Origin of the sequence: Streptomyces broussonetiae (genome assembly GCF_009796285.1) — a bacterium.
Taxonomy (GTDB): domain Bacteria; phylum Actinomycetota; class Actinomycetes; order Streptomycetales; family Streptomycetaceae; genus Streptomyces; species Streptomyces broussonetiae.
The window spans coordinates 1,687,929-1,712,017 of record NZ_CP047020.1; the positions used below are offsets into that span (position 1 = coordinate 1,687,929).

Genomic DNA, 24,089 nt, shown 5'->3' on the forward strand with positions numbered 1-24,089 from the left:
GGGCGTCATGCCCAACGCATGGTTCGAAACCGTCGCCGAGGCGCAGCGTCGAGCAAAGCGACGACTGCCGGCATCCGTCTACGGCGCCCTGCTCGCCGGTTCCGAGCGCGGCACGACCTACCAGGACAACATGGCCGCCTTCGCCGAGGCCGGCTTCGCGCCGCACGTCGCGGATCTGCCGGCCAAGCGTGACCAGGCCACGACCGTCCTGGGCCAGTCGATCTCCCTTCCGGTGATCATCTCCCCGACCGGAGTGCAGGCCGTGCACCCCAATGGGGAGGTGGCCGTGGCCCGCGCCGCGGCAGCCCGAGGCACGGCGATGGGACTGAGCTCCTTTGCCAGCAAGCCCGTCGAGGAGGTCGTCGCGGCCAATCCGCAGACGTTCTTCCAGATGTACTGGATGGGCGGCAAGGACTCCATGATCGCCCAGGTGGAGCGTGCCCGGGAGGCCGGCGCCAAGGGCCTGATCGTGACCCTGGACTGGTCGTTCTCGCACGGCCGGGACTGGGGCAGCCCCCACATCCCCGAGCGCCTCGACCTCAAGGCAATGGCGCGCTTCGCGCCGGAGGGAATCACCCACCCGCGCTGGCTGCTCGCGTTCGCCCGGACCCGGCGGCTGCCCGACCTGACCACCCCGAACGTCGCCGCCGTCGGCGAGCAGGCCCCGACGTTCTTCGGCGCCTACGGCGAATGGATGCAGACACCCCCTCCCACCTGGGACGACGTGCGGTGGATGCGCGAGCAGTGGGGCGGCCCGTTCCTCGTCAAGGGCATCATCCGCGTCGACGACGCCAAGCGCGCCGTGGACGCCGGCGCCCAGGCCGTCTCGGTCTCCAACCACGGCGGCAACAACCTTGACAGCACCCCTGCGACCATCCGTGCCCTGCCCGCCATCGCCGACGCCGTGGGCGGCCAAATCGAAGTACTCCTCGACGGCGGAGTGCGTCGGGGCAGCGACGTGGTCAAGGCCCTGGCACTCGGCGCTCGCGCCGTGATGATCGGGCGGGCGTACCTGTGGGGCCTGGCCGCGGGTGGCCAGGCCGGCGTGGAGAACGTGCTCGACATCCTGCGCGGCGGCATCGACTCCGCGCTCCTCGGACTCGGGCGCTCCTCCATCCACGACCTCACACCCGACGACGTGGTGCTCCCCGACGGCTTCGCCCGCGTCCTCGGGGCACCGCGCCCGGCCCAGGCCCCCTGATGACCACGCTGGCCTCCCTGACCTGGACCGACGTAGCAGATCTGGCGGGGCGGGGGACCGTCCTCGCCGTGCCGGTCGGCGCCACGGAGCAGCACGGGCCGCACCTACCGATGTCCACGGACACCGACATCGCCGTCGCCCTGACCGACCGGCTGGCGGCACAGGCGCCCGATGTCGTCGTGGCGCCCGCCGTGGCGTTCGGATCCAGCGGCGAGCACCAGGATTTCCCCGGCACGCTGTCCGTCGGCCAGGAGGCCGTCGAGCTGCTCCTCGTCGAGCTCGTGAGGTCGGCAACGGTGACATTCCCTCGCGTCGTCCTGGTCTCCGCTCACGGCGGCAACGCACAGCCCGTCACCCGGGCCGTCCGACGACTGGGTACCGAGGGGCGGCACGTCCTGGCCTGGGGCCCGCGCTGGGGCGGCGACGCCCACGCGGGCCGCACCGAGACCTCCGTCATGCTGGCGCTGGCCCCCCACCTGGTACGGATGGAGGCAGCGCGAGCCGGAAACACCGCCCCCGTCCACACACTCCTCCCGCGTCTGCGGGACGCCGGCCTGTCCGCCGTCACCGCCAACGGCGTGCTCGGCGATCCCGGAGGCGCGAACCCCGACGAGGGCCGGCTGCTCATCCAGCGAGCCGTGGCCGAGCTCGCGGACCTGGTGACCCGGCATCGCCGGCACACCGACGCCGCCTCTTGAGCAGGCGTTCCGCCTGTCCGGACTTGAGCGCAGGCGCTGCCACACAGCCGGTGGGTGAACGCCTGCGCTGCGACTCGAAACTCAGCCGACGAGTCCGAGCTCCTGAGCGCGGCTGGCCGCCTGGGCCCGGTTCCGCACCCCCAGCTTCCGGTACACCGTGGTCGTGTGCTGTTTCACCGTATGCCGGGACAGATTCAGCACAGCTGCCACTTCCGGGTTACTCAACCCCAGCACCAGATGCTGCAGGACGTCCAGTTCACGCTTCGAAAGCCGCGCCGCGGCGGGTGCCTCATCCTTCGGGAACACCCGCGCGCCCTCCGCGACACGCTTCACCGCCGCCACGATCGCCGCAGTCGGCATCTGCTTCGACAAGGACGCCACCGCGCCGTGCGCCGACGCCAGCGCCGCCGACACCCGCCCCTCTCCGGACAGCAGAACAACCTTGACGTGCGGCATCCGGTCCCGAAGGTCCCGGCACAGGTCCAGCCCCGACCGGCCTCCCAACGACGTACTCACCAACACCAGCTGCGGATGATGACGCCGCGCCACCTGCCAGGCGGCCTCCTGCGAATCCGCCGCCAGACACGACGCCACCCACGGCTGGCTCAGCAACACCGCACGCAACCCCGCCAGCACCAGCTCGTGCTCCTCCGCCACCAGCACCCGCTGCATCTGACATCGGTCCTCCAGCACCGGGCGAACCCGACCCGTGGGAGCAACCCGCTCGGCGAGGACAAGTGTCATGACGACACCTCCGACTACTCCTAGAACATGCAAGAACGGACCGGCCGGCCAACCGCGGCAGGAGGGCTCGCCAGGCGCATTGACCGGAGAGGCTGAAGAAATTTCACGGATTTCCCGATCCTCCGACACGTCCGGCTCTCCCCGTCGTGACCTGCGGTTTCACCGGCGCGATCTGACCTCACAGCTTGACCACCGACCGGCGGACAGACGCCCGGGGAACTACCCGTACGAGTACCTGTCCCCGGGCTCCCGGGGGTCTCGGCTCGGGCTGTGTACGGCGGTACGATCGGATCACCGCTCCCGAACTGCGCACGTGGGGACTCGATGCCTACTCCGAACGCCGTGCCGGCGGAACTCACCAGCTTCGTGGGGCGGCGAAAGGATGTCGCCGCGCTCCGGCAGCTCTTCTCCACGACCCGGCTGGTGACGCTGACCGGCATCGGCGGGGTCGGCAAGACGCGGCTCGCTCTCCGCGTCGCCGGAGAGATGCAGCGAGCCTTCCCGGACGGTGTCTGTCTGGTGGAACTGGCGTCGTTGAAAGACCCGGCGCTGCTCCCCCACAGCGTGGTCGACGCTCTCGGGATCAAGGAGCAGTCCCCCCGCTCACCCATGACCGTGCTGCGTGATCATCTGGGGCAGCGGCGCATGCTGCTGGTCCTGGACAACTGTGAGCACCTGGTGGACGCGGCCGCGGGCCTGGCAGACCAGGTGCTGCGTGCGGCGCCCGAGGTGCGGATCCTGGCCACCAGCAGGCAGGCGCTCAGAATCGCCGGGGAGCACATCTACCCCGTCCCACCGCTGCCGACTCCCCCTCCTGATGAGTCCGTCGAGCCCGGCACGGCGACCCAGTACCCATCGGTCACTCTGTTCGCCGACCGTTCGGCGGCCGTCGTTCCCGGCTTCTCGATCACGCCCGACAACGAAGCGGCGGTCGTCCGCCTCTGCCGGCGCCTGGAAGGGATCCCGCTGGCCATCGAACTGGCCTCGGTGCGGTTGCGGGTGCTCACCGTCCATGATCTCGCGAGCCGCTTGGACGACCGGTTCCAGCTCTTGCGGGAGGGCACCCGCAACCTGCCGGAACGGCATCAGACCCTTCAGGCGCTCATCGACTGGAGCTATGACCTGTGCACCCCGAACGAGCAGAGGCTGTGGGCGCGGGCGTCCGTCTTCGTCGGTGGGTTCAGCACCGACGCGCTCGAGGCGGTGTGCACCGATGAGGCGCTCCCCCGGCATGCGGTTCTCGACACCGTCGCCGGCCTCGTCGACAAGTCGATCTTCATTCGCGAGGAGCAGGGAGAGTACGTCCGCTTCCGCATGCTGGAAACCATCCGTGCGTACGGCCAGGCCCGGCTCTCGGAGTCGGGCCTGGAACCGGCCCTCCGCCGGCGGCACCGCGACCGGTACCGGCAACTCATGGAGGTGGCGGGGGACGAGTGGAGCGGCCCGCGGCAGCGGGAGTGGGCGAGCAGGCTTCAGTTGGAGCTCCCGAACCTGCGGCACGCACTGGAATACTGCCTGTCCCAGCCCGGTGAGGCGCGTACCGGACTGCGCATGGCGGCGGCGCCCTGGCTATGGCTGGCGATGGGGTACCCCACCGAGGCCAGGCTGTGGCTGGGCCGAGCGTTGGCGCTCGACGCGGAGCCCAGCCGCGAACGGGCCTGGGCGCTTGCCACCGTGGCGTACATCGCCGCATGCCAGGGAGACGAGGCTGCGGCAGCGGAGTCGGCCGAGGACGCCCGAAAGGTCGCCGTCCACCTGAACGACCCCGCCGCGCTCGCCTATGCCACGCACGTGCGCGGACTGAGCAAGTTTCTCAGCACGGACCTGTCCGGCGCGATCCCCCTGTTCAACGAGGCCCTCGAGCAGTACGCCGAGACCAAAACACCCGTCCACTATCCGAACAACCTCCGGACGGAGTTGGCAGCGGCCCTCATCCTCCTGGGCGAACTCGACAAAGCCGCGGAGATCATCGAGGAGTTGTTCCGGCGCTGCACAGCGGCCGGCGATCAGTGGGTGCTGTCATGGGTGCTGTGGGGGCGCGGATTCCTGCGCTTGATTCACGGCGAGCTCGACGCGGCGGAAGCCGACTTGTGCGAGGCGCTCAGGATCAAGAGGTTCTTCCACGACACCCTTGGGATGGCGCTCGCACTCGACGTACTCGCCTGGACCACGGCGGCGAAGGGCAACGCCGAGCGAGCCGCCACGTTGTTCGGCGGGGCGAACCCCCTGTGGCAGACCCTCGGAGCCCCGCTGTTCGGCTGGACGCTCCTGCTCGCACAGCGAGCCAAGTTCGAGACGATGGCGCGGGACAAGATGGGGGACGCCCAGTTCGACGCGGCTCTCGAACGTGGCAGTGCCCTGACCACCGAGGAAACGCTCGCCCTCGCCCTGCGAGAGCGCACACAGCCCGCAAGCGATGCGCCACGTCCTGCTTCGACGCTGACCCGGCGTGAACGAGAGGTGGCCGAACTGGTGGCGCAGGGCCTGTCCAACAAGGACATCGCGGCACAGCTGGTCATTTCGCTGCGGACCGCGGAAGGGCATGTCGAGAAGATCCTCACCAAGCTCGGCTTCAACACGCGTACCCAGATCGCGAGCTGGGTCGTGCAGAGACAGTCCGAGCGGACGTGAACCACCCTCGTGATGAGGGCGGGGCAGACATCGGACGAGGCAGGTACCGGAACAGGTAGTTCCACGCTCAATGGCGCGATGCCCGACCGGCAGATTGGAGGCAGTTCCACCCAAGATCACCGGAGACGATGATCATGTACGTCACGCCCCCCCATGACAGTGACCCTGGCGCCATGGCGCCTTCCGGGATCGCAGGCGCACGCCCGTCCCTCGGACGCGAAGCCCGCCAGTGGGACCTGCCGCACGCCCCGCAGGCCGCGGGCATCGCGCGCCACCTGGCCCTCGACACGCTGAGGGGCTGGGGAGTCCGGGAAGACCAAGCCCACCAGGTCGTTCTCGCTGTCTCCGAACTGGTCACCAACGCCGTCGAGCATGCCCTGCCCCCGGTCGCCCTGCAGCTGGTACCGCCCAACGAGCACCAAACGATCCACGTCGCGGTCACGGACGGTGGCCCGGCGAACGACCGCGGTGCGCGAACCGCCGACTGCGAACCCGACGAGCACGGGCGCGGAAGCGCCATCATCGGCTTTCTCGCCTCCGCCCGCGGTACGCGCATGTGCGGCAGAAGCGCCACCCACTGGGCGGACCTGCCCCTCACCGCCTAGCCCGTCGGAGGGACATCCCCCACCTGGGCGGGTTTCGGCCAGCCGCACCATGGGGTGGCCTGAAACTCGCCGTACGTTCGCCCGGCTTCGGCTGGTTCCTCTGACCGCGAAGGCGGCGAACGACCATGGGAGACGGGCATGACTGAATTCACCGAGTCGGTTGACATACCCAGAGCAGATGCAACGAGCGTCACGCCGCGGCGTGGCGCACTGATAGCCATTGCGGCGCTCCTGGCCACTGTGACCAATGCGGTCGCCTTCATGCTCCCGCCGCTCCTGCCGCTGATGCAGCAGCAGTTCGGGCTCGGGGTGGCGGCGTCGGCCTGGATCTTCACCGCGCTCACGTTGGGCGGCGGAGCAGGCTTCGTCCTCCTTCCACGTCTCACCGACGTGCTCAACGATCGGACGACCTCGCTGTTGTCCGGTGGCTTCCTGGTCGTCGGTGCGCTCGTGCCTGCCATCGGTGATTCCTACCCGGCGCTCCTGGTCGGGTCCGCACTCCTCGGGTTCGGTGGCGCCGCACAGCTGCTGCCACTGAGCTTCCTGCGCCGGCACCTGACCGGTAGTGCGGTCGCAACGGCTGTCAGCGTGCTGATCATGGCTACGGGCTCCGGGACGGTCCTCGGGATGGTCGGTGGCGGACTGACGGTCAAGTACTTGTCGCTCGCGAGCTTCTTCTACATTCTGGCCGCGGCATTCGCGGTGACCACGGTGGCGCTGCTCATCATCGTCCCCTCGTCCCGGCCGGAGTCGTCCGGACGTATCGGCATCCTCGGAACCGTGTGGCTGATCGCCTGGGTCACGGCTGTGCTGCTCGCCTTGACCCAGGGCCTCACGTGGAGCGGCACGGCGATCCTCGCGGTCCTGGGCGCGGGTGTAGTCGGCGGCGTCGTGTGGGGACTGGTCCAGCGCAAGTCCCCCACGGCGGTGTTCGACATCCAGCTGCTGAAGAAGCCCCTGGTCACACCGGCATGTTTCGCCGCTGGAATCTTCGGCGCCATCGATGCCGCGTTCCTGCTGCTGGTGACCTACTACACCCAGACTCCCGCTGGGGTCGGATACGGACTGGGTGTCGACGCTCTGGGCACCGGCCTGCTCATGCTGCCGTTCGCGCTGATGATGTTCGTCGGTGGCAAGGCCGCCGAAAGGGCAGTCCAGAAGGGCCGTCCGGCCACCGTCCTCGTCATCGGCACCGCGGTCTCCGTCGTGGGGCTCGGCTGGCTCGCCTTCGCCCACGACCAGAGGTGGCAGTACCTCGTCGGTGCCGCCTTCGTCGGCCTCGGCAGCCGAGTGGGCTACAGCGGCGCCTTCGCCGTGCCGCAGCTGGTCGTCCCCGAGGACAAGGCCGGGATGGCCGCGGGCATGGCGGGCACCACCATGGCCATCGGCTTCGCGTTCGGATCGGCAGTGGTCACCACGCTGCTCACCTTCGACACCATCCCCAAGATCGGCCTGCCGAAGGAGTACCTCTACACGGTTGGCTACGAGGTCACCGTCGGGCTCTCGCTGCTGGTCCTGGTCGTCACGCTCATCTCGCGGCTGCGCCGCGGCGGCGAGCTCACGGCAAGCTCCGTGGAAGCGTAGCGAGCCGGCCTGGCGGGAGCTCGTGCACCACACGCCGCGCGTTCGGAGTCAGCCGGCCGCAGTCTGGTCCGCTCCGAACGCGCGGCGTGTGGCCGTCCGGCCGCGGTGCACACCCCCCACTCGGGCAAGGTCTTCGCCCGGCCGCACCCAACAGCCCCATATGCCACCTACGTTGCGCGAAATGCCAATGGAGGTGGAGCGTGCCTGTACCCGGCAATGCAGCAAAGCGTCACATCATCGCAGTCAACGGCTCTGACGTGTGGCGGAGCGAATTCCGCCTGCGATTCGGCGATTTCGACGGCCTCGGCCATCTCACGGCGTCGGTCTACCTCGCCTTTTTCGAGGAGACCCGCTCGGCCTGGATGACCGGAACGCTCGGCGTCGCGTATCCGACCTATGTGGTGGCGACCCAGCACATCGAGTACCTGCACGAGGTCACGCCCGACGATGGAGCCGTGAGCGTCGAACTGGCCCTGCGTGAGGTGCGGACCTCCAGCTTCCGTGTGGTGGAGCACTTGACGACGGCAGGCTACCTCTGTGCTCGTTCGACAGCGACGCTCGCGATGTGGGACATGGAGCGCCGCCAGTCTCGGCCGATCACCCCGGACGAGCGCGCCGTGTTCGAGGCATACCTGGCAGAGCCGACGCACCCGATGACGCCCTGACGTGCTGCGCAACGCACCGACTCACCCCGCCATCCCCCAGCCGGGCAAGGTTCCGAGCGCCCTCGCTCATGTCATCAGCTCCCGTCGTACGTTCGCCGCACCACAAGCAAGCGCTTAGTCAATCAGGGAGTGCCCATGCCCGAGGCCGTCATCGTCGCCACAGCCCGCTCGCCGATCGGCCGGGCCGGCAAGGGGTCGCTCCGGGAGATGCGTCCCGACGATCTGACCGTGCAGATGGTGCGGGCGGCACTGGCCAAGGTGCCGCAGCTCGACCCCACCGAGATCGACGACCTGGTACTGGGGTGCGGCCAGCCCGGTGGCGAGTCCGGTTTCAACATGGCCCGGATCGTCGCGGTGCTGGCCGGTCTGGACTCGGTGCCCGGAACCACGGTCAACCGCTACTGCTCGTCCAGCCTGCAGAGCACTCGGATGGCGATGCACGCGATCAAGGCCGGTGAGGGCGACGTCTTCATATCCGCCGGGGTCGAGACGGTCAGCCGGTTCTTCAAGGGCAACGCCGACGGTCTGCCGGACACCGAGAACCCGGTCTTCGCCGAGGCGCAGGCGCGCACGGAGAAGCTCGCCTCCGGTGGAGGAACCTGGGTCGATCCGCGCACCGAGGGCGCTCTGCCCGACGTCTACATCGCGATGGGGCAGACCGCGGAGAACGTCGCCCAGTCCACGGGGGTGACGCGCGAGGACCAGGACGCCTTCGCGGTGCGTTCGCAGAATCTGGCGGAGCAGGCCATCGCCGACGGCTTCTGGGCGCGTGACATCACGCCGGTGACCCTGCCCGACGGCAGTCAGATCGTCCGGGACGACGGCCCGCGTCCCGGCGTCACTCTGGAGGCGGTCTCCGCGCTCGAGCCGGTCTTCCGCCCTGACGGCACCGTCACCGCGGGCAACTGCTGCTCTCTCAACGACGGCGCCGCGGCACTCGTGATCATGTCCGACACCAAGGCGAAGCAGCTCGGCATCACGCCGCTGGCCCGCATCGTCAGTACGGGGGTCACCGGTCTGTCCCCGGAGATCATGGGCCTCGGGCCGGTGGAGGCGTCGAAGCAGGCCCTGCGCCGGGCCGGTCTCACCATCGACGACATCGACCTAGTCGAGATCAACGAGGCGTTCGCCGCCCAGGTGATTCCGTCGGCCCGGGAGCTGGGCATCGACTTCGACCGGCTCAACGTCAACGGCGGCGCGATCGCCGTGGGCCACCCTTTCGGCATGACCGGCGCCCGCATCACCAGCACCCTGATCAACTCCCTGCAGTACCACGACAAGCAGTTCGGCCTGGAGACCATGTGCGTCGGCGGCGGTCAGGGCATGGCCATGGTGCTGGAGCGGTTGTCGTGATCAGGCGCTTCGAAGGCAGGTCGTCACGCGTGCACTCGACTCGTTCGGCAGCGCCGACCTGCTCGTCAACAACACCGGAATCAACCCGGTGTACGGCCCGCTCATGACGCTGGATCTCGACGTCGCCCGCAAGATCGTCGAGGTCAACTGCCTCGCCGCGCTGTCGTGGACCCAGCAGATGTACCGGGCGTGGATGTCCGCGCACGGCGGCGCCGTCGTCAACGTCTCCTCGGTCGCCGCCGTCCGCCCCGCGCCCGGCATCGGCCTGTACGGCGCCAGCAAGGCGATGCTCACCCACCTCACCGAAGAACTCGCTGTCGAACTGGGCCCGGACATCCGGGTCAACGCGGTGGCCCCGGCCGTAGTCAAGACCAAGTTCGCCACCGCGCTCTACGACGGCCGTGAGGACGAGGCCGCCGCGGCCTACCCGCTCAAGCGGCTCGGTGTCCCGGAGGACATCGGCGGCACGGTGGCCTTCCTGCTCTCCGACGACGCCGCCTGGATCACCGGCCAGGTCCTGGTCGTCGACGGCGGTGTGACCCTCACCGGCGCCGGCTGATGGCGCCCACCCTTCTTCCCACAGGAGCGAACTGATGACCACCACCCGTACCGCCATCGTCACCGGCGCGGCCCGAGGCATCGGGGCCGACGTCGCCCAACGGCTGGCCGCCGACGGCCTCGCCGTGGCGGTCGTCGACCTCGACGAGAGCGCCTGCAAGCCGGTCGTCGAGCGGATCGAGGCCGCCGGAGGCCGGGCGCTGGCGGTCGGCGTCGACGTGAGCGACGAGCCGGGCGTACAGACCGCCGTGCAGCGGATCGCCGAGGAACTGGGCGATCCGACCGTGCTCGTCAACAACGCCGGCATCATCCGGGACAACCTGCTGTTCAAGATGACCGCCACCGACTGGGACGCGGTGATGAACGTGCACCTGCGCGGATCGTTCCTGATGTCCCGCGGGGTGCAGAGTTACATGACGAAGGCCGGCTGGGGCCGCATCGTGAACCTCTCCAGCACGTCGGCGCTCGGCAACAAGGGCCAGGCCAACTACGCCGCGGCCAAGGCCGGGCTGCAGGGTTTCACCAAGACGCTCGCGCTGGAGCTGGGGAAGTTCGGCGTGACCGCCAACGCGATCGCACCCGGATTCATCGAGACGGAGATGACCGCCGCCACCGCGCAGCGGATGGGCATGTCCTTCGACGACTTCAGGAAGGCCGTGACGGCGCAGATCCCGGTGGCGCGCAGCGGTCTGCCGAAGGATATCGCGCACGCCGTGTCGTTCTTCGTCAGCGAGGACGCAGGATACGTCTCCGGCCAGGTGCTCTACGTCGCCGGAGGGCCGCAGGCGTGAAGGTCTTCCGGGGCTTCGAAGAACTGCGGAACGCCGTCGGCACCCACCTCGGGTACTCGGACTGGCACACCGTCACCCAGCAGCAGATCGACACCTTCGCCGACGCCACCGGCGACCACCAGTGGATCCACGTGGACGTGGAGAAGGCGGCGGCCGGACCCTTCGCCGGCACCATCGCGCACGGCTATCTGACGCTGTCGCTGGTGCCGATGCTGGTCTGGCAGGTCTACCGGGTCGAGGGGGTGTCGATGGGCGTCAACTACGGCGCGAACAAGGTCCGCTTCCCGTCTCCCGTGCCGGTCGACTCCAAGGTGCGCGCCGGCGTCGAGCTCCTGTCGGTGGAACCTGGCGGCGGTGGGTACCGCGTCACGACCCGGGTCACCATCGAGCGCCAGGGCGCGGGCAAGCCCGCCTGCGTGGCCGAGACGGTGAGCGTGGTGGCCTGATGCCGACGACACAGCACAGCCTGCCGGGCCTGAATCTGGTCCGGCTCGGCCCGTGGTTGACCGAGCAGGTGGCGGGGGCGGGGCAGAACCTCACCGCCCGGCTGCTCGCCGGCGGCAGGTCCAATCTCACCTACGAGGTCACGGACGGGGTCTCGACGTGGATCGTCCGCCGGCCTCCGCTGGGCCACGTCCTCGCGACCGCCCACGACATGGCCCGCGAGTACCGGGTGATGTCGGCCCTGCAGGACACCGCGGTGCCGGTCCCCAGGACCTACGCCCTGTGCTCCGACGACGGGGTGCTGGGCGCCCCGTTCTACGTGATGGAGCGGGTCGCCGGAACGCCGTACCGGAACGCCGTCGAGCTGGAACGGCTCGGCCCGGAGCGCACCCGGGTGATCTCGGCAGGGCTGGTCGACACCCTGGCCATGCTGCACGCAGTCGACCCCGTCGCGGTCGGGCTGGACGGCTTCGGCCGCCCGGAGGGGTTCCTCCCCCGTCAAGTCCGTCGCTGGAAGGCGCAGTTGGACGCCTCGTACTGTCGCGACCTGCCCGCCGCGGACGAGCTGTACGACCGGCTCGCCGCCGACGTGCCCCCACGGTCCGCACCCGGCATCGTGCACGGCGACTACCGGCTCGACAACGTGCTGACGGACGACCAGGACCGGCCTGCCGCGGTCATCGACTGGGAGATGGCCACCCTGGGCGATCCGCTGACCGATCTGGCGTTGCTGGTGCTCTACCAACGGGTGGGCACGCTGCTCGGCGGGAGCGCGGTGGCCCCGGACGCCGCGTCGGCGCCGGGGTTCCTCGCCGAGAGCGAGATCGTCGAGCGGTACGCCGCGCGCAGCGAGCGTGATCTGTCCCGTTTCGGGTTCTACCTCGCACTGGCGGCGTTCAAGCTGGCCGCGGTCGCCGAGGGCATCCACTACCGCCATCTGCGCGGCCAGACCGTCGGCTCCGGCTTCGAGCACGTCGGCGCGGCGGTGCAGCCCGTGCTCGACACCGGGCTCGGCGCACTGAAGGAGTACCGCTGATGGACTTCGCCCTCGACGCCAGGACCGAGGAGCTGCGGGCGGACCTGCTCGACTTCATGGCGAGCCACGTCCACCCGGCTGAGCCGCTGTTCGCCGAGCAGCTGGGACGGCTCGCGAACCGCTGGGCGTGGGACTCAGTGCCAGTCCTCGCCGAACTGCGGGCCGAGGCCCGCCGCCGCGGCCTGTGGAACCTGTTCCTGCCCGGCGAGCACGGCGCGGGACTGACCAACCTGCAGTACGCGCCGCTCGCCGAGATCACCGGCCGCAGCATGCACCTCGCCCCTGCCGCCCTGAACTGTGCCGCACCAGACACCGGGAACATGGAGGTGCTGGCGATGTTCGGCACCGAGGCACAGCGCAAGGAGTGGCTGGAGCCGCTGCTGAGCGGCGAGATCCGCTCGTCGTTCGCGATGACCGAGCCCGACGTGGCCTCCTCGGACGCCACCAACATCTCCACCCGGATCGAACGCGACGGTGACGGTTACGTCCTCAACGGCCGCAAGTGGTGGATCACCGGCGCGATGAACCCCAACGCGCGGGTCTTCATCGTGATGGGCAAGACCGACCCGGAAGCCGACCGGCACCGGCAGCAGTCGATGATCCTCGTGCCACGTGACACCCCGGGACTCGAGATCAAGCGGGGCATGGAGGTGTTCGGTTACGACGACCACGAACACGGCGGCCATGCCGAACTGTCCCTCACCGGCGTCCGGGTCCCCGCGGCGAACCTGATCGGCGGCGAGGGCGACGGCTTCGCGATCGCGCAGGCCAGACTGGGGCCGGGCCGTATCCACCACTGCATGCGCTCCATCGGCGTCGCCGAGCGGGCCGTCGAGCTGATGTGCGCCCGTGCCGAGCAGCGGGTCGCGTTCGGCAGGCCGCTGGCCGACCAGGGCGTCGTCCGGGACTGGATCGCCGAGTCCCGGGTGCGCATCGAGCAGCTGCGCCTGCTCGTGCTCAAGGCTGCCTGGCTGATGGACACCGTCGGCAACAAGGGCGCGCACACCGAGATCCAGGCCATCAAGATCGCCACCCCCGCAACCGTGCAGTGGATCCTGGACAAGGCCATCCAGGTGCACGGCGCCGGCGGACTGTCCCAGGACTTCCCGCTGGCCGGCGCCTACGCGGCGATCCGCACCCTGCGCTTCGCCGACGGGCCGGACGAGGTGCACAAGAACGCCCTCGCCCGAGCCGAACTGCGGCGCCGGAGGCACGTGCGATGACCGTCTGCGAGCCGTAACCCGATCACCCACCTCTCTGCGCCGGGACGATGCGCGCGGCGCAGTCGCCCACCATCATTTCGGCCGGAGGTCTCCGTGCACCCTCAGCTCATCCCGTCTCCCCCGGACCTCGATGCTGTGCAACGGCGAAGCGAGGAGATCCGTCGCATTGCCGCGCGCCGTACCCAGCGTGTGTTTGTCATCGTCAACGCGGTTCCCCTCGCCGCCAGCACCATGGTGTTCCCCTTCACGGACATCCCCGCGGTGCCGGTGCTCGGGCACCTCACCCTCGGCGTGGTCTGGGGCATCCTGCAGTGCGGCCTCTTCATGGCCACCGCCTGGTGGTACGAGGCTCGGTCCACCCGTCTGTGCGACTCCCTGGCGGTGGAGGGGTGACCCTGTACGCCTTGAGCGCCCGCCTGGTCGACCCGATCGGTTCCGACGCCAAGGTCCCCGTGATCATCGCCTTCCTGATCTTCGTCGGGGCGTCACTGCTATGGCTGTTCACGCTCGTCACGGCGCAGGAGGACAACCCGGACAGGCTTCACGTCGCCGACCGGTCCCTCTCCCCGGTCTTCAACGGCTTCGCCATGGCGGGCGAGCAGATCTCCGTTGTCATCCTGCTGGCGATTCCCGGTGCCATCGCCCTGTTCGGCTACGACGGGTTCACCGCCGCGATCGACGGTCTGCTCACCCTCGGCGTGATGCTGCTCCTCGCGCAGAGAATCCGCGACAGCCGCCGGTACACGCTCGGCGACCTCTTCGCCCTGCGCGCGACCGGGCCGCTCCCCCGCGCCATGGCAACCCTCGTGACGCTGATCATCGCAGTTCCCCTCCTCCTGCTCCAGCTGCGCGCGGTCGGCATCGTGGCATCGCTCCTGCTCGGTCTGTCGACCGACGGCGCCCAGGTGGTGTGCACCGTGTTGATGGGCTGCCTCGTCGCATGCTTCGCCGGCGTAGCCGATCTGCGGGGCACCGGTTTCATGCAGGTCGTCAAGGTGCCCCTCACCCTGGTGACCCTTGCCGTGGTCACCTTGCTGGCGCTGGGGAAGTTCCACTGGGACGCCGGGAGCCTGCTCTCGGCCGCGGTGGGCAGGAGCTCGGCGCCCGACGCGTACCTCAGCCCTGGGCTGTGGCCGTACACGACGAGTCTCGGCCCGCTCAACATGCTCGCCGACCACGTGGTCGTGATTCTCGGCGCGTCCGTCACGCCTCACCTGATCCTGCGCATCAGCGCGTCCCGCTCCGGGCGCTCCGCGCGACGGTCCATGAGCATCGCTGCAGGGCTGGTCGGAACTTTCACCCTTCTGCTGATCACGACGGGATTCGCGTCGGCCGCCGTGGTGGGCAGTGGTGACATCGGCTCGGTCGACGCCGACGGCCAGTCGTCCCCGATCCTGCTGGCTTCACGGGTCCTGCCCGCCGGATCGGCGCCGCGCGTGGTGCTCATCACCGCCGTGGCGTGTGTCGCCTTCCTCGCCACGCTGACGACCGTGAGCAGCGTGACCTTCGCCGCCGCGGTCTCCTTCGCGCACGATGTGTTCTCACGGACCAACCGGCGCCGCACCGACGTCGCAGAAGTACGGGTCCTACGGCTGGCCCTCGTGGCCCTGTGCACGGTCGTCCTGTCGCTGTCCGCCGCCACGCACCGGTATCCGATCGATTTCCTGTTCGACTTCTCCATGAGTGTCGCGGCGTCGTGCGTCTTTCCCGTCCTGATCTACTCCTTCTTCTGGAGCAGGTTCAACCGCAGGGGACTGCTGTGGGCCGTCCACGGGGGCCTGCTGATCTGCACCGTGCTCATGGCCTTCTCGCCCTCCGTCTCGGGGACCGCGTACGCACTGTGCCCGAACGCGCGTTTCGACTGGTATCCGTTCCAGACGCCGGGCCTGGTCTCGGTGCCGGCGGCTTTCCTCCTGGGGTGGCTTGGCAGCGTCATGCCGTGGAAGGCGACAGGGAGCCGGAAGCCGAGGCGATAGGGAGCCGAAAAGGGGCGCGGGAACCGCGACGTCCGCGATTCCCGCGCCCCCGGCGGCCCCGTGGATCAGAACCACTCGGGCCGGCAGTCCGTCGTCGTACGGTCCAGGCTGTCCAGAAGGTCGAACTGGGCTGCCGTACGCGGGAGTTCCCACCGAAAGAAATACCGGGCCGCCTGCCGCTTGCCCTCACGGAAGTCGTCCGTGTCGTCCCCCAGCACCAGGAACTGCTCCAGCCAGATCCAGGCCAGCACCACATGACCGACGGCTTCCAGGTAGACGGAGGCGTTGGCCAGCGCGGTCGCGGGGTCTGCCGTCGACCACAGGGTGGCGGTGGTCCGCTCGACGCCGGCCGCGGCCTCCTCCAACCAGGCCGCCAGTTCGGCCGCTTCGCCGCCGGCCGCCGTCGCCCGGGCCGTGGTGGCCGTGAGGGTCTCGAGAAGCAGCCTCAGCCCTTCACCGCCGTTCATGACGACCTTGCGGCCGAGCAGGTCCAGTCCGTGGATGCCGTGGGTGCCCTCGTGAATGGGGTTGAGCCGGTTGTCCCGGTAGAACTGCTCGACGTTGTACTCCCGGGTGTAGCCATAACCGCCGTGCACCTGGATGGCGAGGTCGTTGGCCGCCAGGCACCACTGCGACGGCCAGCTCTTGGCGATGGGCGTCAGGACGTCCAGCAGCAGCCGGGCGCGGGCGCGCTCGGACTCCTGCTCGGCGGTGTGCTCCTCGTCGAGGAGACGGCTGCAGTACAGGACGAGGGCGAGCGCACCCTCCGCGTAGCTCTTCTGGGCCAGCAGCATCCGCCGTACGTCGGCGTGCTCGATGATGGGGACCTGTGGGGCGTCGGCGTTCTTGCCCGTCAGCGGGCGCCCCTGGGGACGGGTGCGTGCGTAGTCGAGGGCGTGCAGATAGCCGGTGTAGCCGAGCGCCGCCGCACCCTGACCGACGCCGATGCGAGCCTCGTTCATCATGTGGAACATGTAGGTGAGCCCCTGGTGGGCCTCGCCCACCAGGTATCCCACGGCGCCGGGGGCTCCGGCCGGGGTGTACCGGCCCTCGCCGAAGTTGAGCAGGGTGTTGGTGGTGCCCCGGTAGCCCATCTTGTGGTTGAGGCCGGCCAGCACCACGTCGTTGCGCTCTCCCAGGGTGCCGTCCGGCCCGACGAGGAACTTGGGCACGATGAAGAGGGAGATGCCCTTGACGCCCGCCGGGCCGCCGGGGATCTTGGCCAGCACCAGGTGGACGATGTTCTCGCTCAGGTCGTGGTCGCCACCGGAGATCCACATCTTGGTGCCGGAGATCCTGTAGGTGCCGTCACCCTGCGGCACCGCCCGGGTGGTGATGTCGGCCAGCGAGGATCCCGCCTGGGGTTCGGAGAGGCACATGGTGCCGAAGAAGCGGCCCTCGACCATGGGGCGCACGTAGGTGTCGATCTGCTCCTTGCTGCCGTGCGCCTGGAGCAGGTTGGCATTGCCGATCGTGAGGAAGGGGTACGCGGCGGTGCCGACGTTCGCGGCCTGGAACCAGGCCATGCAAGCGTTCGCGACCACGTGGGGAAGCTGCTGTCCGCCGACGTCGTAGTCCATGGCGGCGCCGGTCAGTCCGGCCTCGGCGAACACCCGCAGGGCCTCCTTGACCTCCGGGATGATGTGCACCCGCTCGCCGTCGAAGCGGGGCTCCACGGCGTCGTTCTTCTTGTTGTGCGGTTCGAAGTGCCGGGTGGCGAGGGCCTCGCTCAGCTCCAGAACCGCGTCGAACGTGTCCCGGTCGTGGTCGGCGTAGCGGGGGCGGCGGGTCAGCGCTGTGACGTCCAGCCAGTCGTGGAGCAGGAAATCGAGGTCGCGCCGGGAGAGCAGCAGAGAATCCATGGTCAGGCATCCGATCGGGAGGGCGGGGGAAACGGCCGGCGAGCCGGGATACTAAGCGGTCGCTCAGGTCGGGTCAACGCGAGCGCCGCACGGCGGCTCCGGCAAGCGCCGTGACCGCCGGCGTCCGCAAGAGGGGTGGACCTGCCGACGGTCACGCGCGGGAGTCACTGCGCGCTGTAGCCACCGTCGACGACGAGCACCTGCCCCGTCATGAAGTCCGAGGCGGCCGAAGCCAGGAAGACCGCCGGGCCCGCGTACTCCTCCGGCTGGGACCAGCGACCCTGCGGCGTCGTCTTCCTGACATACGCCGCCAGCGCCTCGTTCCCCTTGAGATCACCCAGCATCGCCGTCTCGACGTACCCCGGTGCGATCGCGTTCACCTGGACGTTCTTGCGCGCCCATTCGAGGGCGACGGCCTTGGTGAGACCGACCAGGCCGTGCTTGGCGGCGATGTAGGCGCTGTTGTCGCGGATGCCGACGAGGCCGAGCACCGACGCGATGTTGATGACCTTGCCGCCACCGTCCTTGAGCAACGGGGACGCAGCCCGGATCATCACCCAGCAGGACTGCAGGTTCAGCTCCTGGACCCGCTGGAAAACCGCGAGGTCGGTGTCCTCGATCGACGAATCGTGGTCGTCCGCGGCGTTGTTGACGAGGATGTCGATGCCGCCGAGCCGTTCGGCGGCAACGGCGACCGCCGCCTCCACGGCATGCGGGGAACGAAGGTCGGTGGCATGGACGTCAAGGCTTCCGGGGGCGCCCTCGGCGAGCGCCGCCGTCTCCTTGAGACCGTCCTCGGAGCGGGCCATGCCGATGACGTGCGCGCCCCGCTGCGCGAAGGCGATCGCGATCGCCCGGCCGATGCCGCGGCTGGCGCCGGTGACGACGGCGCGTCGCCCGGTGAGATCGAAGATGTCGGCGGATCCGTCTGCAGAAGTCTTGGTCGAGTTCATGGCCGGAGCATGCAAGCAGGAGGGCGAGACAGCCCGGGTGCGGGCCCATGACCTGCCCAGTTGGGTGATGCCGGGGCAGGAGCACTCAGCCTGCGTCTCCCCCGGCCGGGCATCGTTTCCGGGTCCGTGACCGCGCGGGCACGCCGCGCGAGGCAATGTCCTGCAAAAGAAGGGGCGGGCCGGCCGAGGAGATCGACCAGCCCGCCTTCCGGCATGGAGCGCGGCCTCAGAGGCCCATGCCCTTCGCGATGATCATCTTCATCACCTCGGACGTGCCGCCGTAGATGCGGTTGACCCGGCTGTCGGCGTACAGGCGGGCGACCGGGTACTCGTTGATGTAGCCGTAGCCGCCATGCAGTTGCAGGCAGCGGTCGATGACCCGGTCCGCCACCTCCGTACAGAACAGCTTGACGCTCGCGGCCTCGGCCGGCGTCAGCTCACCCGCGTCAAGGGCCTCCAGCGCACGGTCGGTGACGGCCTCGGCCGCGTCCACCTCGGCCTGGCAGGCCGCCAGCTCGAACCTGGTGTTCTGGAAGTGGGCCACCGGCTTGCCGAAGACGGTGCGCTGCGCGACGTACTCCCGCGCGAAGCGCACTGCCGCGGCGGCCTGCGCGTAAGCGCTGTGGGCGATGCCCCAGCGCTCGGACGACAGGTTCCTGCCGAGGTAGGAGAAGCCCTGGTTCTCCTCACCCAGGAGATCCTCGGCCGGCACCTTGACGTCGACGAACGCCAGCTCGGCGGTGTCGGAGGTCCTCAGACCGAGCTTGTCCAGCTTGCGGCCGATGGAGTACCCCTCGGACTTGGTGTCGACCGCGAACAGCGAGAGACCGAAGCGACGGTCGTCCTCGCGCGGCGGGGCCGTGCGAGCGCAGACGATGACACGGTCGGCGAGGACGCCACCGGTGATGAAGGTCTTGGCGCCGTTGAGGAAGTAGTGCGTGCCGTCCTCGGAGCGCTTGGCCGTGGTCTTCACGCCGGCGACGTCCGAGCCGGTATCCGGCTCGGTCATGGCGAGCGCCCACATCTCCTCGCCGGTGACGAACTTCGGCAGGTACCGCTTCTTCTGCTCGTCCGTGGCCAGCATCGTGATGTACGGCAGCGAGAGCAGCACGTGCGCACCGGTGCAGCCGAACAGAACGCCCGCACGGGCGGTCTCCTCGGTGAGCACGGCTTCGAACTTGTGCGTGTCCAGGCCCGCGCCGCCGAATTCCTCGGGCACGCTGATGCCGAAGATGCCCAGCTCACCCAGTTGGTGATAGAAGTCCCGGGGCACCTGGCCGGCCGCGTACCACTCGTCGTAGACGGGGAGCACCTCGGCCTCGATGAAGGAACGAAGGGTCTGGCGGAAGGACTCGTGGTCCTCGTCGAACACGGTGCGGTGCATGGGTCTTTCCTTCGACAGAGGGGTCGGGCGGCACGGCCGGCCGCCCTGCGTACGTCAGTTGCAACTCATCCCGCCGCGGTCCACCCCGAGCGCCCCCACTTCCAGCTCGGGCGGCCGTCGCGGGCCCCGCGCACGGAGGCAGCCAAGCGTCACTCCCCAGGCGCGCCGATCCTCGCCGCCCGATCCGCACCCGGTTGGGGGACTGGGCCGGTCATCCGCCCCGGGGGCCGCCGAGCGAGCGGCTGCCGCCCCGGCCGGGGCGGCAGCCAGTCCCCCAAGTGGGCGGTGTTCCCGGCCGAAGCGGTCGCGGCCGTCCCGCCCGCTGCTTACTTCAGGGGCTTCATTCGCCCTGCATGATCCACCGGACCTGGGTCTTCCGGAGGAGGGCGACACATCGGATCGCGTCCCGACCAAGGGAGACACCCATGAAGACCAGAGCCGCCGTCCTGACCGGCCTCAACCAGCCGTTCGAGATCCTCGAGCTCGACCTGGACGGGCCGCGTGAGGGTGAGGTCCTGATCCGCTTCGTCGCGGCCGGCCTGTGCCACTCCGATCTCCACCTGCCGAGCGGCGACCTCCCGTCCCGCCTGCCCATCGTCGCCGGCCATGAGGGAGCCGGAGTCATCGAGGAGGTCGGCCCCGGCGTCACCAAGGTCAAGCCCGGCGTCCACGTCGTGTGCAGCTTCATCCCCAGCTGCGGGATCTGCCGCTACTGCTCCACGGGCCGGCAGAACCTGTGCGACCTCGGCGAGTTCCTGCTGGATGGCCAGATGCTCGACGGCACCTTCCGCTTCCACCACGAGGGCACGGACGTCGGCGGCATGTGCTCGCTCGGCACGTTCTCGCAGTACGCGACGGTGTCCCAGTACTCGGTGGTCAAGATCGACGAGTCGATCCCGCTGGAGAAGGCCGTCCTCGTCGGCTGCGGCGTCCCGTCCGGATGGGGTACCGCCGTCAACACCGGTAACGTGCGCGCCGGCGACACCACCGTCATTTTTGGCGCCGGTGGCCTCGGGATGAACACCGTGCAGGCCGCCGTGCACGCCGGCGCGAAGAACGTGGTGGTGGTCGACCCGCAGGAGTTCAAGCGCGAGACCGCCCTGAAGTTCGGCGCCACGCACGCCTTCGCCGACGCCGCGCCGGCGCTCGAAGCGATCGCCGAGATGACCCGGGGGCAGATGGCCGACCAGGCCCTGATCCTCGTCGGCACCGTCGACGAGACGGTGGTGCAGTCCGCCTTCTCGGCCATCGGCAAGGGCGGCGTCGTCGTCGTGACCGGTCTGGCGAACATGGAGCACCTCACAGTGCACGTCTCGGGCGCGGAACTGACGCTGTGGGAGAAGACCATCAAGGGGTCGCTCTTCGGCAGCTCAAACCCTCAGTACGACATCGTCAAGCTGCTCGGCCTCTACCAGGCCGGCCGGCTCAGGCTCGACGAGCTCATCACCAGGCAGTACCGGCTCGAAGAGATCAACGAGGGGTACCAGGATCTGGTCGAGGGCAGGAACATCCGAGGCGTACTCATCCACGAACACTGAGGCGCTGCCTCTCACAGTCCGGCGCGGCGCGGCCACACACGGTCGTACCGCGCCGTTTCCTTTCCCCCCTCACAGCACCCAGAGGTGACCCCGCTCACACAAACAGGTACCGGTGCAGGTAGTTCCCCGGGTGCCCCCGGAGCGGTCGGCCAGCAGTCTCAGAGGCGCAAACGCATGTGAAACAGAGCCGCCCTCCAGGAGGAACGATGGGTGAAGTTCTCCCGCAGATCCGCCCACGGTGTGACGTCAGCGCTGTGCTTGTCGGACCCGCCCCCGAGGACCGATGTCGGCTGCAGCGGGTCCTCTGCGTGGACGAGAACGAGCTGGTGCAGGCCGGATTGCGCGCGATTCTGTCGGATGAGGCATGGGTGGCGTCGTGCCTGGTGGCGGCCTCGGCCAAGATGGCGTGGCATGTGGCCCAGCGGCATCATCCGCAACTGGTCCTCGTGAGTGCCTCGCTCGGTGGCAAGTCGGGGCTGGAGCTGTGCCGGACGTTCAAGGAGCACATGTCGCACGTCCGGGTTGTGATGATGTCGGGCGAGGGGCGCCTGTCCGCATCCATGGCTCTCCAGCACGGAGCGGTTGCCTCCCTTTCGAAGCACATGCCGCGAGCGATCATCGCGGCCGCGCTGCGGCGCGTTGCCGAGGGGGCCCGGGTCTTCCCGATCGACGTGAAGCCGTCGGCTGTTCAGTTGTCCCCGCGCGAGCTGGACATCCTGCAGCACGTGGCCGCAGGGCTCAGCAATCCCGAGGTCGCGGCGTCGTTGAACCTCTCCCGGCACACCGTCAAGCAGCACACGAGCGCTGTCTACCGCAAGCTCGGAGTGCGCAACCGGGCCCAGGCGGCCAGCCGTGCCCAGGAACTCGGGCTCCTCGTCTGAGCCCGGCACCCATGCCGCGCCTGACTGCACGCCGGACAGCTTCGCGCCTGCCATGGGCACCGCGCACCCCGATATCTGGGGGGGTGCAGCCGATCGGAGAAGTAGTGGTGGACGGAGGCAGCCGGGATGCCCGACCGCTCACCGATCGCCCTCAGGGTGGCGGACTCGTACCCCTGCTCGCCGAGCAGCGCCTCGGCGGTTTCGAGAATGAGCCGCCTGCGCTCCACCCCACGACGCTGTACCGCCGGGCGAATGGATACCTGAGCTGACGGAGTCCCGCCCTCGGACCTCCCCCGACTAGGGGGTCCTTGCGAGTACCGGCGCCCCGTGCCGCGCCGGGTCGCCCAAGGTGGACGCGCAGCGCTCAGCGATCGAGAAAGAAGGATGTCGTGAGTACCTACGCGGTTGTCGACCCCACCACCGGGGAGACCGTCAAGGAGTACGCCGCATTGTCGGACGACGAGCTGGCAGCGAAGCTCGACCGTGCCGGCGCGGCGTATCGCACGTGGGGCCGTACCTCGTCGGCTGCGGAGCGCGCGACGCTGTTGCGCAACGCCGCGGCGCTGTTCGTGGAGCGTCGAGCGGTGCTGGCGACCATCATCAGCCGCGAGATGGGCAAGCCGACCAACCAGGGTGTTCTGGAGGTCGACTTCGCAGCCGCCATCTTCGAGTACTACGCGGACCATGCCGAGGAGTTCCTGGCCGACGAGCCGGTCCCGCTGGCGTGGGGCGAGGGCACCGCGGTGATCCGGCGCCAGCCCCTCGGGATCCTGCTGGGCGTCATGCCGTGGAACTACCCCTATTACCAGGTCGCGCGTTTCGCCGCGCCCAACCTGATGGCCGGGAACACCATTCTGCTCAAGCACGCCTCCCAGTGCCCTGAGTCCGCGGCGGCCATCGAGCAACTGCTGCTGGACGCCGACTTCCCCACCGGCGCCTACGAGAACGTCTACGCCACCTATGCCCAGATCGACGCCGTCATCGCCGACCCCCGGGTCGCCGGTGTCTCGGTCACGGGGTCGGAAAAGGCCGGTGCGATGGTCGCGGCAACCGCCGGACGTCACCTCAAGAAGGCAGTCCTCGAGCTCGGCGGCTCGGACCCGTTCATCCTGCTGAGCACCGATGACCTCGACGCGGCCGTGGAGGCCGCGCTGGGTGCCCGCTTCTACGACAACGCCGGTCAGGCGTGCAACGGCGCGAAGCGGTACATCGTCATCGAAGAGCTCTACGACGCCTTCCTGGAGAAGGTGGTCTCGACGCTGGCCGAGCTCAAGCCGGGCGCTCCGGCCGCCGAGAACACCGTGCTCGGACCGGTCTCCTCGGTCGGCGCCGCGGAGGGGCTCGAGAAGCTGCTGAACCGCGCGATCGAGGGCGGAGCCAGGGTCGCGCTGGGCGGCACGCGCGACGGGAGCTTCTTCGATCCGACCGTCCTGGTCGACATCGACCCCGGTAACCAGGCGGCCAAGGAGGAGTTCTTCGGGCCGTTCGCACACGTGTACCGCGTGAGTTCGGAGGAGGAGGCGATCGCGGTCGCGAACGACACGCCGTTCGGTCTCGGCTCGTACGTGTTCACCACCGACCCCGAGCAGGCGCAGCGCGTCGCCGACCGGATCGAGGCCGGCATGGTGTACGTCAACGTCGTCGGTGCCGAGGAGCCCGGCCTCCCGTTCGGTGGCGTCAAGCTGTCCGGCTTCGGTCGCGAGCTCGGTCGGTTCGGCGCCGAGGAGTTCGTCAACCGCAAGCTGATCCGGGTCGGCGCCTGACGATCCATCGACGCGTCAGAGTGGCTCGCGCACCTCGGTGCGCGAGCCACTGGTGTTCCTGCAGCAACGACCCCAGAGATGTCTGCCGGACGACTGCATCCGCGCCATCGCTCTCCACCGCAGCTGCGCATGTGCGGCGAACTGGCTGATGGCCACCCCTGCGCGACGACGCCCCATCTGATGGCTTCCTGCCTGCCTC

21 protein-coding genes and 1 pseudogene are annotated in these 24,089 nt (G+C 69.3%); 17 read left to right on the forward strand and 5 right to left on the reverse strand.

Features of this window, described 5'->3' with window-relative positions; genetic code table 11:
• Positions 1–7 precede the first annotated feature (7 nt).
• The gene (mftD, locus tag GQF42_RS07990) at positions 8–1,201 is read left to right on the forward strand and encodes a pre-mycofactocin synthase MftD (RefSeq protein WP_158918947.1); all 1,194 of its coding nucleotides are present in this window, start codon (positions 8–10) and stop codon (positions 1,199–1,201) included.
• A complete protein-coding gene (mftE, locus tag GQF42_RS07995; protein WP_158918948.1) occupies positions 1,201–1,899 on the forward strand; it encodes a mycofactocin biosynthesis peptidyl-dipeptidase MftE in 699 nt (232 codons plus the stop codon). Before mftD ends, mftE begins: the two co-directional genes overlap by 1 nt.
• Before the next feature lie 81 nt (positions 1,900–1,980).
• Here the strand turns inward: mftE and GQF42_RS08000 are convergent, their stop codons facing one another.
• A complete protein-coding gene (locus GQF42_RS08000; RefSeq protein ID WP_158918949.1) occupies positions 1,981–2,643 on the reverse strand; it encodes a response regulator transcription factor in 663 nt (220 codons plus the stop codon).
• 324 nt (positions 2,644–2,967) lie between these two features.
• Between GQF42_RS08000 and GQF42_RS08005 the strand changes: the two genes are divergently transcribed.
• From GQF42_RS08005 to GQF42_RS08055, 12 genes and pseudogenes are all read left to right on the forward strand, one after another.
• Positions 2,968–5,274, forward strand: coding sequence for an ATP-binding protein (locus tag GQF42_RS08005; protein ID WP_158918950.1), 2,307 nt, complete (start codon positions 2,968–2,970; stop codon positions 5,272–5,274).
• A 173-nt stretch (positions 5,275–5,447) separates the two neighbouring features.
• Positions 5,448–5,879, forward strand: a complete 432-nt coding sequence (locus GQF42_RS08010; protein WP_158918951.1) for an ATP-binding protein — start codon at positions 5,448–5,450, stop codon at positions 5,877–5,879.
• 240 nt (positions 5,880–6,119) lie between these two features.
• Complete coding sequence (locus GQF42_RS08015; RefSeq protein ID WP_233273290.1) at positions 6,120–7,463, forward strand: MFS transporter; 1,344 nt, start codon at positions 6,120–6,122, stop codon at positions 7,461–7,463.
• Between the two features lie 200 nt (positions 7,464–7,663).
• Entirely contained in the window at positions 7,664–8,128 is a 465-nt protein-coding gene (locus tag GQF42_RS08020) for an acyl-CoA thioesterase (protein ID WP_158918953.1), read from the forward strand.
• 135 nt (positions 8,129–8,263) lie between these two features.
• Positions 8,264–9,481, forward strand: a complete 1,218-nt coding sequence (locus GQF42_RS08025; RefSeq protein ID WP_158918954.1) for an acetyl-CoA C-acetyltransferase — start codon at positions 8,264–8,266, stop codon at positions 9,479–9,481.
• Positions 9,480–10,040, forward strand: a pseudogene (locus GQF42_RS08030) (SDR family oxidoreductase); the annotation flags it as partial. The gene GQF42_RS08025 and the pseudogene GQF42_RS08030, both read left to right, overlap by 2 nt.
• 34 nt (positions 10,041–10,074) lie before the next feature.
• On the forward strand, positions 10,075–10,830 hold the full coding sequence (gene fabG, locus GQF42_RS08035; protein ID WP_158918955.1) for a 3-oxoacyl-ACP reductase FabG: 756 nt from the start codon (positions 10,075–10,077) through the stop codon (positions 10,828–10,830).
• The gene (locus tag GQF42_RS08040; RefSeq protein WP_158918956.1) at positions 10,827–11,276 is read left to right on the forward strand and encodes a MaoC family dehydratase; all 450 of its coding nucleotides are present in this window, start codon (positions 10,827–10,829) and stop codon (positions 11,274–11,276) included. The genes fabG and GQF42_RS08040 overlap by 4 nt, the downstream gene beginning before the upstream one ends.
• A complete protein-coding gene (locus tag GQF42_RS08045) occupies positions 11,276–12,310 on the forward strand; it encodes a phosphotransferase family protein (RefSeq protein WP_158918957.1) in 1,035 nt (344 codons plus the stop codon). Before GQF42_RS08040 ends, GQF42_RS08045 begins: the two co-directional genes overlap by 1 nt.
• Positions 12,310–13,533 carry an acyl-CoA dehydrogenase family protein gene (locus GQF42_RS08050; protein ID WP_158918958.1) on the forward strand — a complete coding sequence of 408 codons (1,224 nt, stop codon included), beginning with the start codon at positions 12,310–12,312 and terminating at the stop codon, positions 13,531–13,533. Before GQF42_RS08045 ends, GQF42_RS08050 begins: the two co-directional genes overlap by 1 nt.
• Before the next feature lie 135 nt (positions 13,534–13,668).
• Positions 13,669–13,926, forward strand: a complete 258-nt coding sequence (locus GQF42_RS45760; protein WP_233273291.1) for a hypothetical protein — start codon at positions 13,669–13,671, stop codon at positions 13,924–13,926.
• An 11-nt stretch (positions 13,927–13,937) separates the two neighbouring features.
• Entirely contained in the window at positions 13,938–15,509 is a 1,572-nt protein-coding gene (locus tag GQF42_RS08055) for a sodium:solute symporter family transporter (protein WP_233273292.1), read from the forward strand.
• Positions 15,510–15,574: 65 nt separating this feature from the next.
• Here the strand turns inward: GQF42_RS08055 and GQF42_RS08060 are convergent, their stop codons facing one another.
• The 3 genes from GQF42_RS08060 to GQF42_RS08070 form a co-directional block, all read right to left on the reverse strand.
• Positions 15,575–17,371, reverse strand: a complete 1,797-nt coding sequence (locus tag GQF42_RS08060) for an acyl-CoA dehydrogenase (RefSeq protein WP_158918960.1) — start codon at positions 17,369–17,371, stop codon at positions 15,575–15,577.
• 164 nt (positions 17,372–17,535) lie between these two features.
• The gene (locus GQF42_RS08065) at positions 17,536–18,324 is read right to left on the reverse strand and encodes an SDR family NAD(P)-dependent oxidoreductase (RefSeq protein ID WP_158918961.1); all 789 of its coding nucleotides are present in this window, start codon (positions 18,322–18,324) and stop codon (positions 17,536–17,538) included.
• 226 nt (positions 18,325–18,550) lie between these two features.
• Positions 18,551–19,708: an acyl-CoA dehydrogenase family protein gene (locus tag GQF42_RS08070; RefSeq protein WP_158918962.1), complete on the reverse strand. Its 1,158-nt coding sequence runs from the start codon at positions 19,706–19,708 to the stop codon at positions 18,551–18,553.
• A gap of 425 nt (positions 19,709–20,133) precedes the next feature.
• Between GQF42_RS08070 and GQF42_RS08075 the strand changes: the two genes are divergently transcribed.
• The gene (locus tag GQF42_RS08075) at positions 20,134–21,246 is read left to right on the forward strand and encodes an NDMA-dependent alcohol dehydrogenase (RefSeq protein ID WP_158918963.1); all 1,113 of its coding nucleotides are present in this window, start codon (positions 20,134–20,136) and stop codon (positions 21,244–21,246) included.
• Positions 21,247–21,554: 308 nt separating this feature from the next.
• Positions 21,555–22,127, forward strand: coding sequence for a response regulator transcription factor (locus tag GQF42_RS08080; RefSeq protein ID WP_158918964.1), 573 nt, complete (start codon positions 21,555–21,557; stop codon positions 22,125–22,127).
• Here the strand turns inward: GQF42_RS08080 and GQF42_RS46905 are convergent.
• Positions 22,055–22,354 (reverse strand): helix-turn-helix domain-containing protein, encoded by a 300-nt coding sequence (locus GQF42_RS46905; protein WP_267906133.1) that lies wholly within the window; start codon positions 22,352–22,354, stop codon positions 22,055–22,057. The two genes, GQF42_RS08080 and GQF42_RS46905, sit on opposite strands and share 73 nt — an antisense overlap.
• Before the next feature lie 162 nt (positions 22,355–22,516).
• Between GQF42_RS46905 and GQF42_RS08090 the strand changes: the two genes are divergently transcribed.
• A complete protein-coding gene (locus GQF42_RS08090) occupies positions 22,517–23,890 on the forward strand; it encodes an NAD-dependent succinate-semialdehyde dehydrogenase (RefSeq protein ID WP_158918965.1) in 1,374 nt (457 codons plus the stop codon).
• Positions 23,891–24,089 lie beyond the last annotated feature (199 nt).

Excerpts from the sequence above, each read along its gene's own strand:
- mftD (WP_158918947.1), top strand. The coding sequence starts at position 8 with ATGCCCAACGCATGGTTCGAAACCGTCGCCGAGGCGCAGCGTCGAGCA.
- mftE (WP_158918948.1), top strand. The coding sequence starts at position 1,201 with ATGACCACGCTGGCCTCCCTGACCTGGACCGACGTAGCAGATCTGGCG.
- GQF42_RS08000 (WP_158918949.1), bottom strand. The coding sequence starts at position 2,643 with ATGACACTTGTCCTCGCCGAGCGGGTTGCTCCCACGGGTCGGGTTCGC.
- GQF42_RS08005 (WP_158918950.1), top strand. The coding sequence starts at position 2,968 with ATGCCTACTCCGAACGCCGTGCCGGCGGAACTCACCAGCTTCGTGGGG.
- GQF42_RS08010 (WP_158918951.1), top strand. The coding sequence starts at position 5,448 with ATGGCGCCTTCCGGGATCGCAGGCGCACGCCCGTCCCTCGGACGCGAA.
- GQF42_RS08025 (WP_158918954.1), top strand. The coding sequence starts at position 8,264 with ATGCCCGAGGCCGTCATCGTCGCCACAGCCCGCTCGCCGATCGGCCGG.
- fabG (WP_158918955.1), top strand. The coding sequence starts at position 10,075 with ATGACCACCACCCGTACCGCCATCGTCACCGGCGCGGCCCGAGGCATC.
- GQF42_RS08045 (WP_158918957.1), top strand. The coding sequence starts at position 11,276 with ATGCCGACGACACAGCACAGCCTGCCGGGCCTGAATCTGGTCCGGCTC.
- GQF42_RS08050 (WP_158918958.1), top strand. The coding sequence starts at position 12,310 with ATGGACTTCGCCCTCGACGCCAGGACCGAGGAGCTGCGGGCGGACCTG.
- GQF42_RS08060 (WP_158918960.1), bottom strand. The coding sequence starts at position 17,371 with ATGGATTCTCTGCTGCTCTCCCGGCGCGACCTCGATTTCCTGCTCCAC.
- GQF42_RS08065 (WP_158918961.1), bottom strand. The coding sequence starts at position 18,324 with ATGAACTCGACCAAGACTTCTGCAGACGGATCCGCCGACATCTTCGAT.
- GQF42_RS08070 (WP_158918962.1), bottom strand. The coding sequence starts at position 19,708 with ATGCACCGCACCGTGTTCGACGAGGACCACGAGTCCTTCCGCCAGACC.
- GQF42_RS08075 (WP_158918963.1), top strand. The coding sequence starts at position 20,134 with ATGAAGACCAGAGCCGCCGTCCTGACCGGCCTCAACCAGCCGTTCGAG.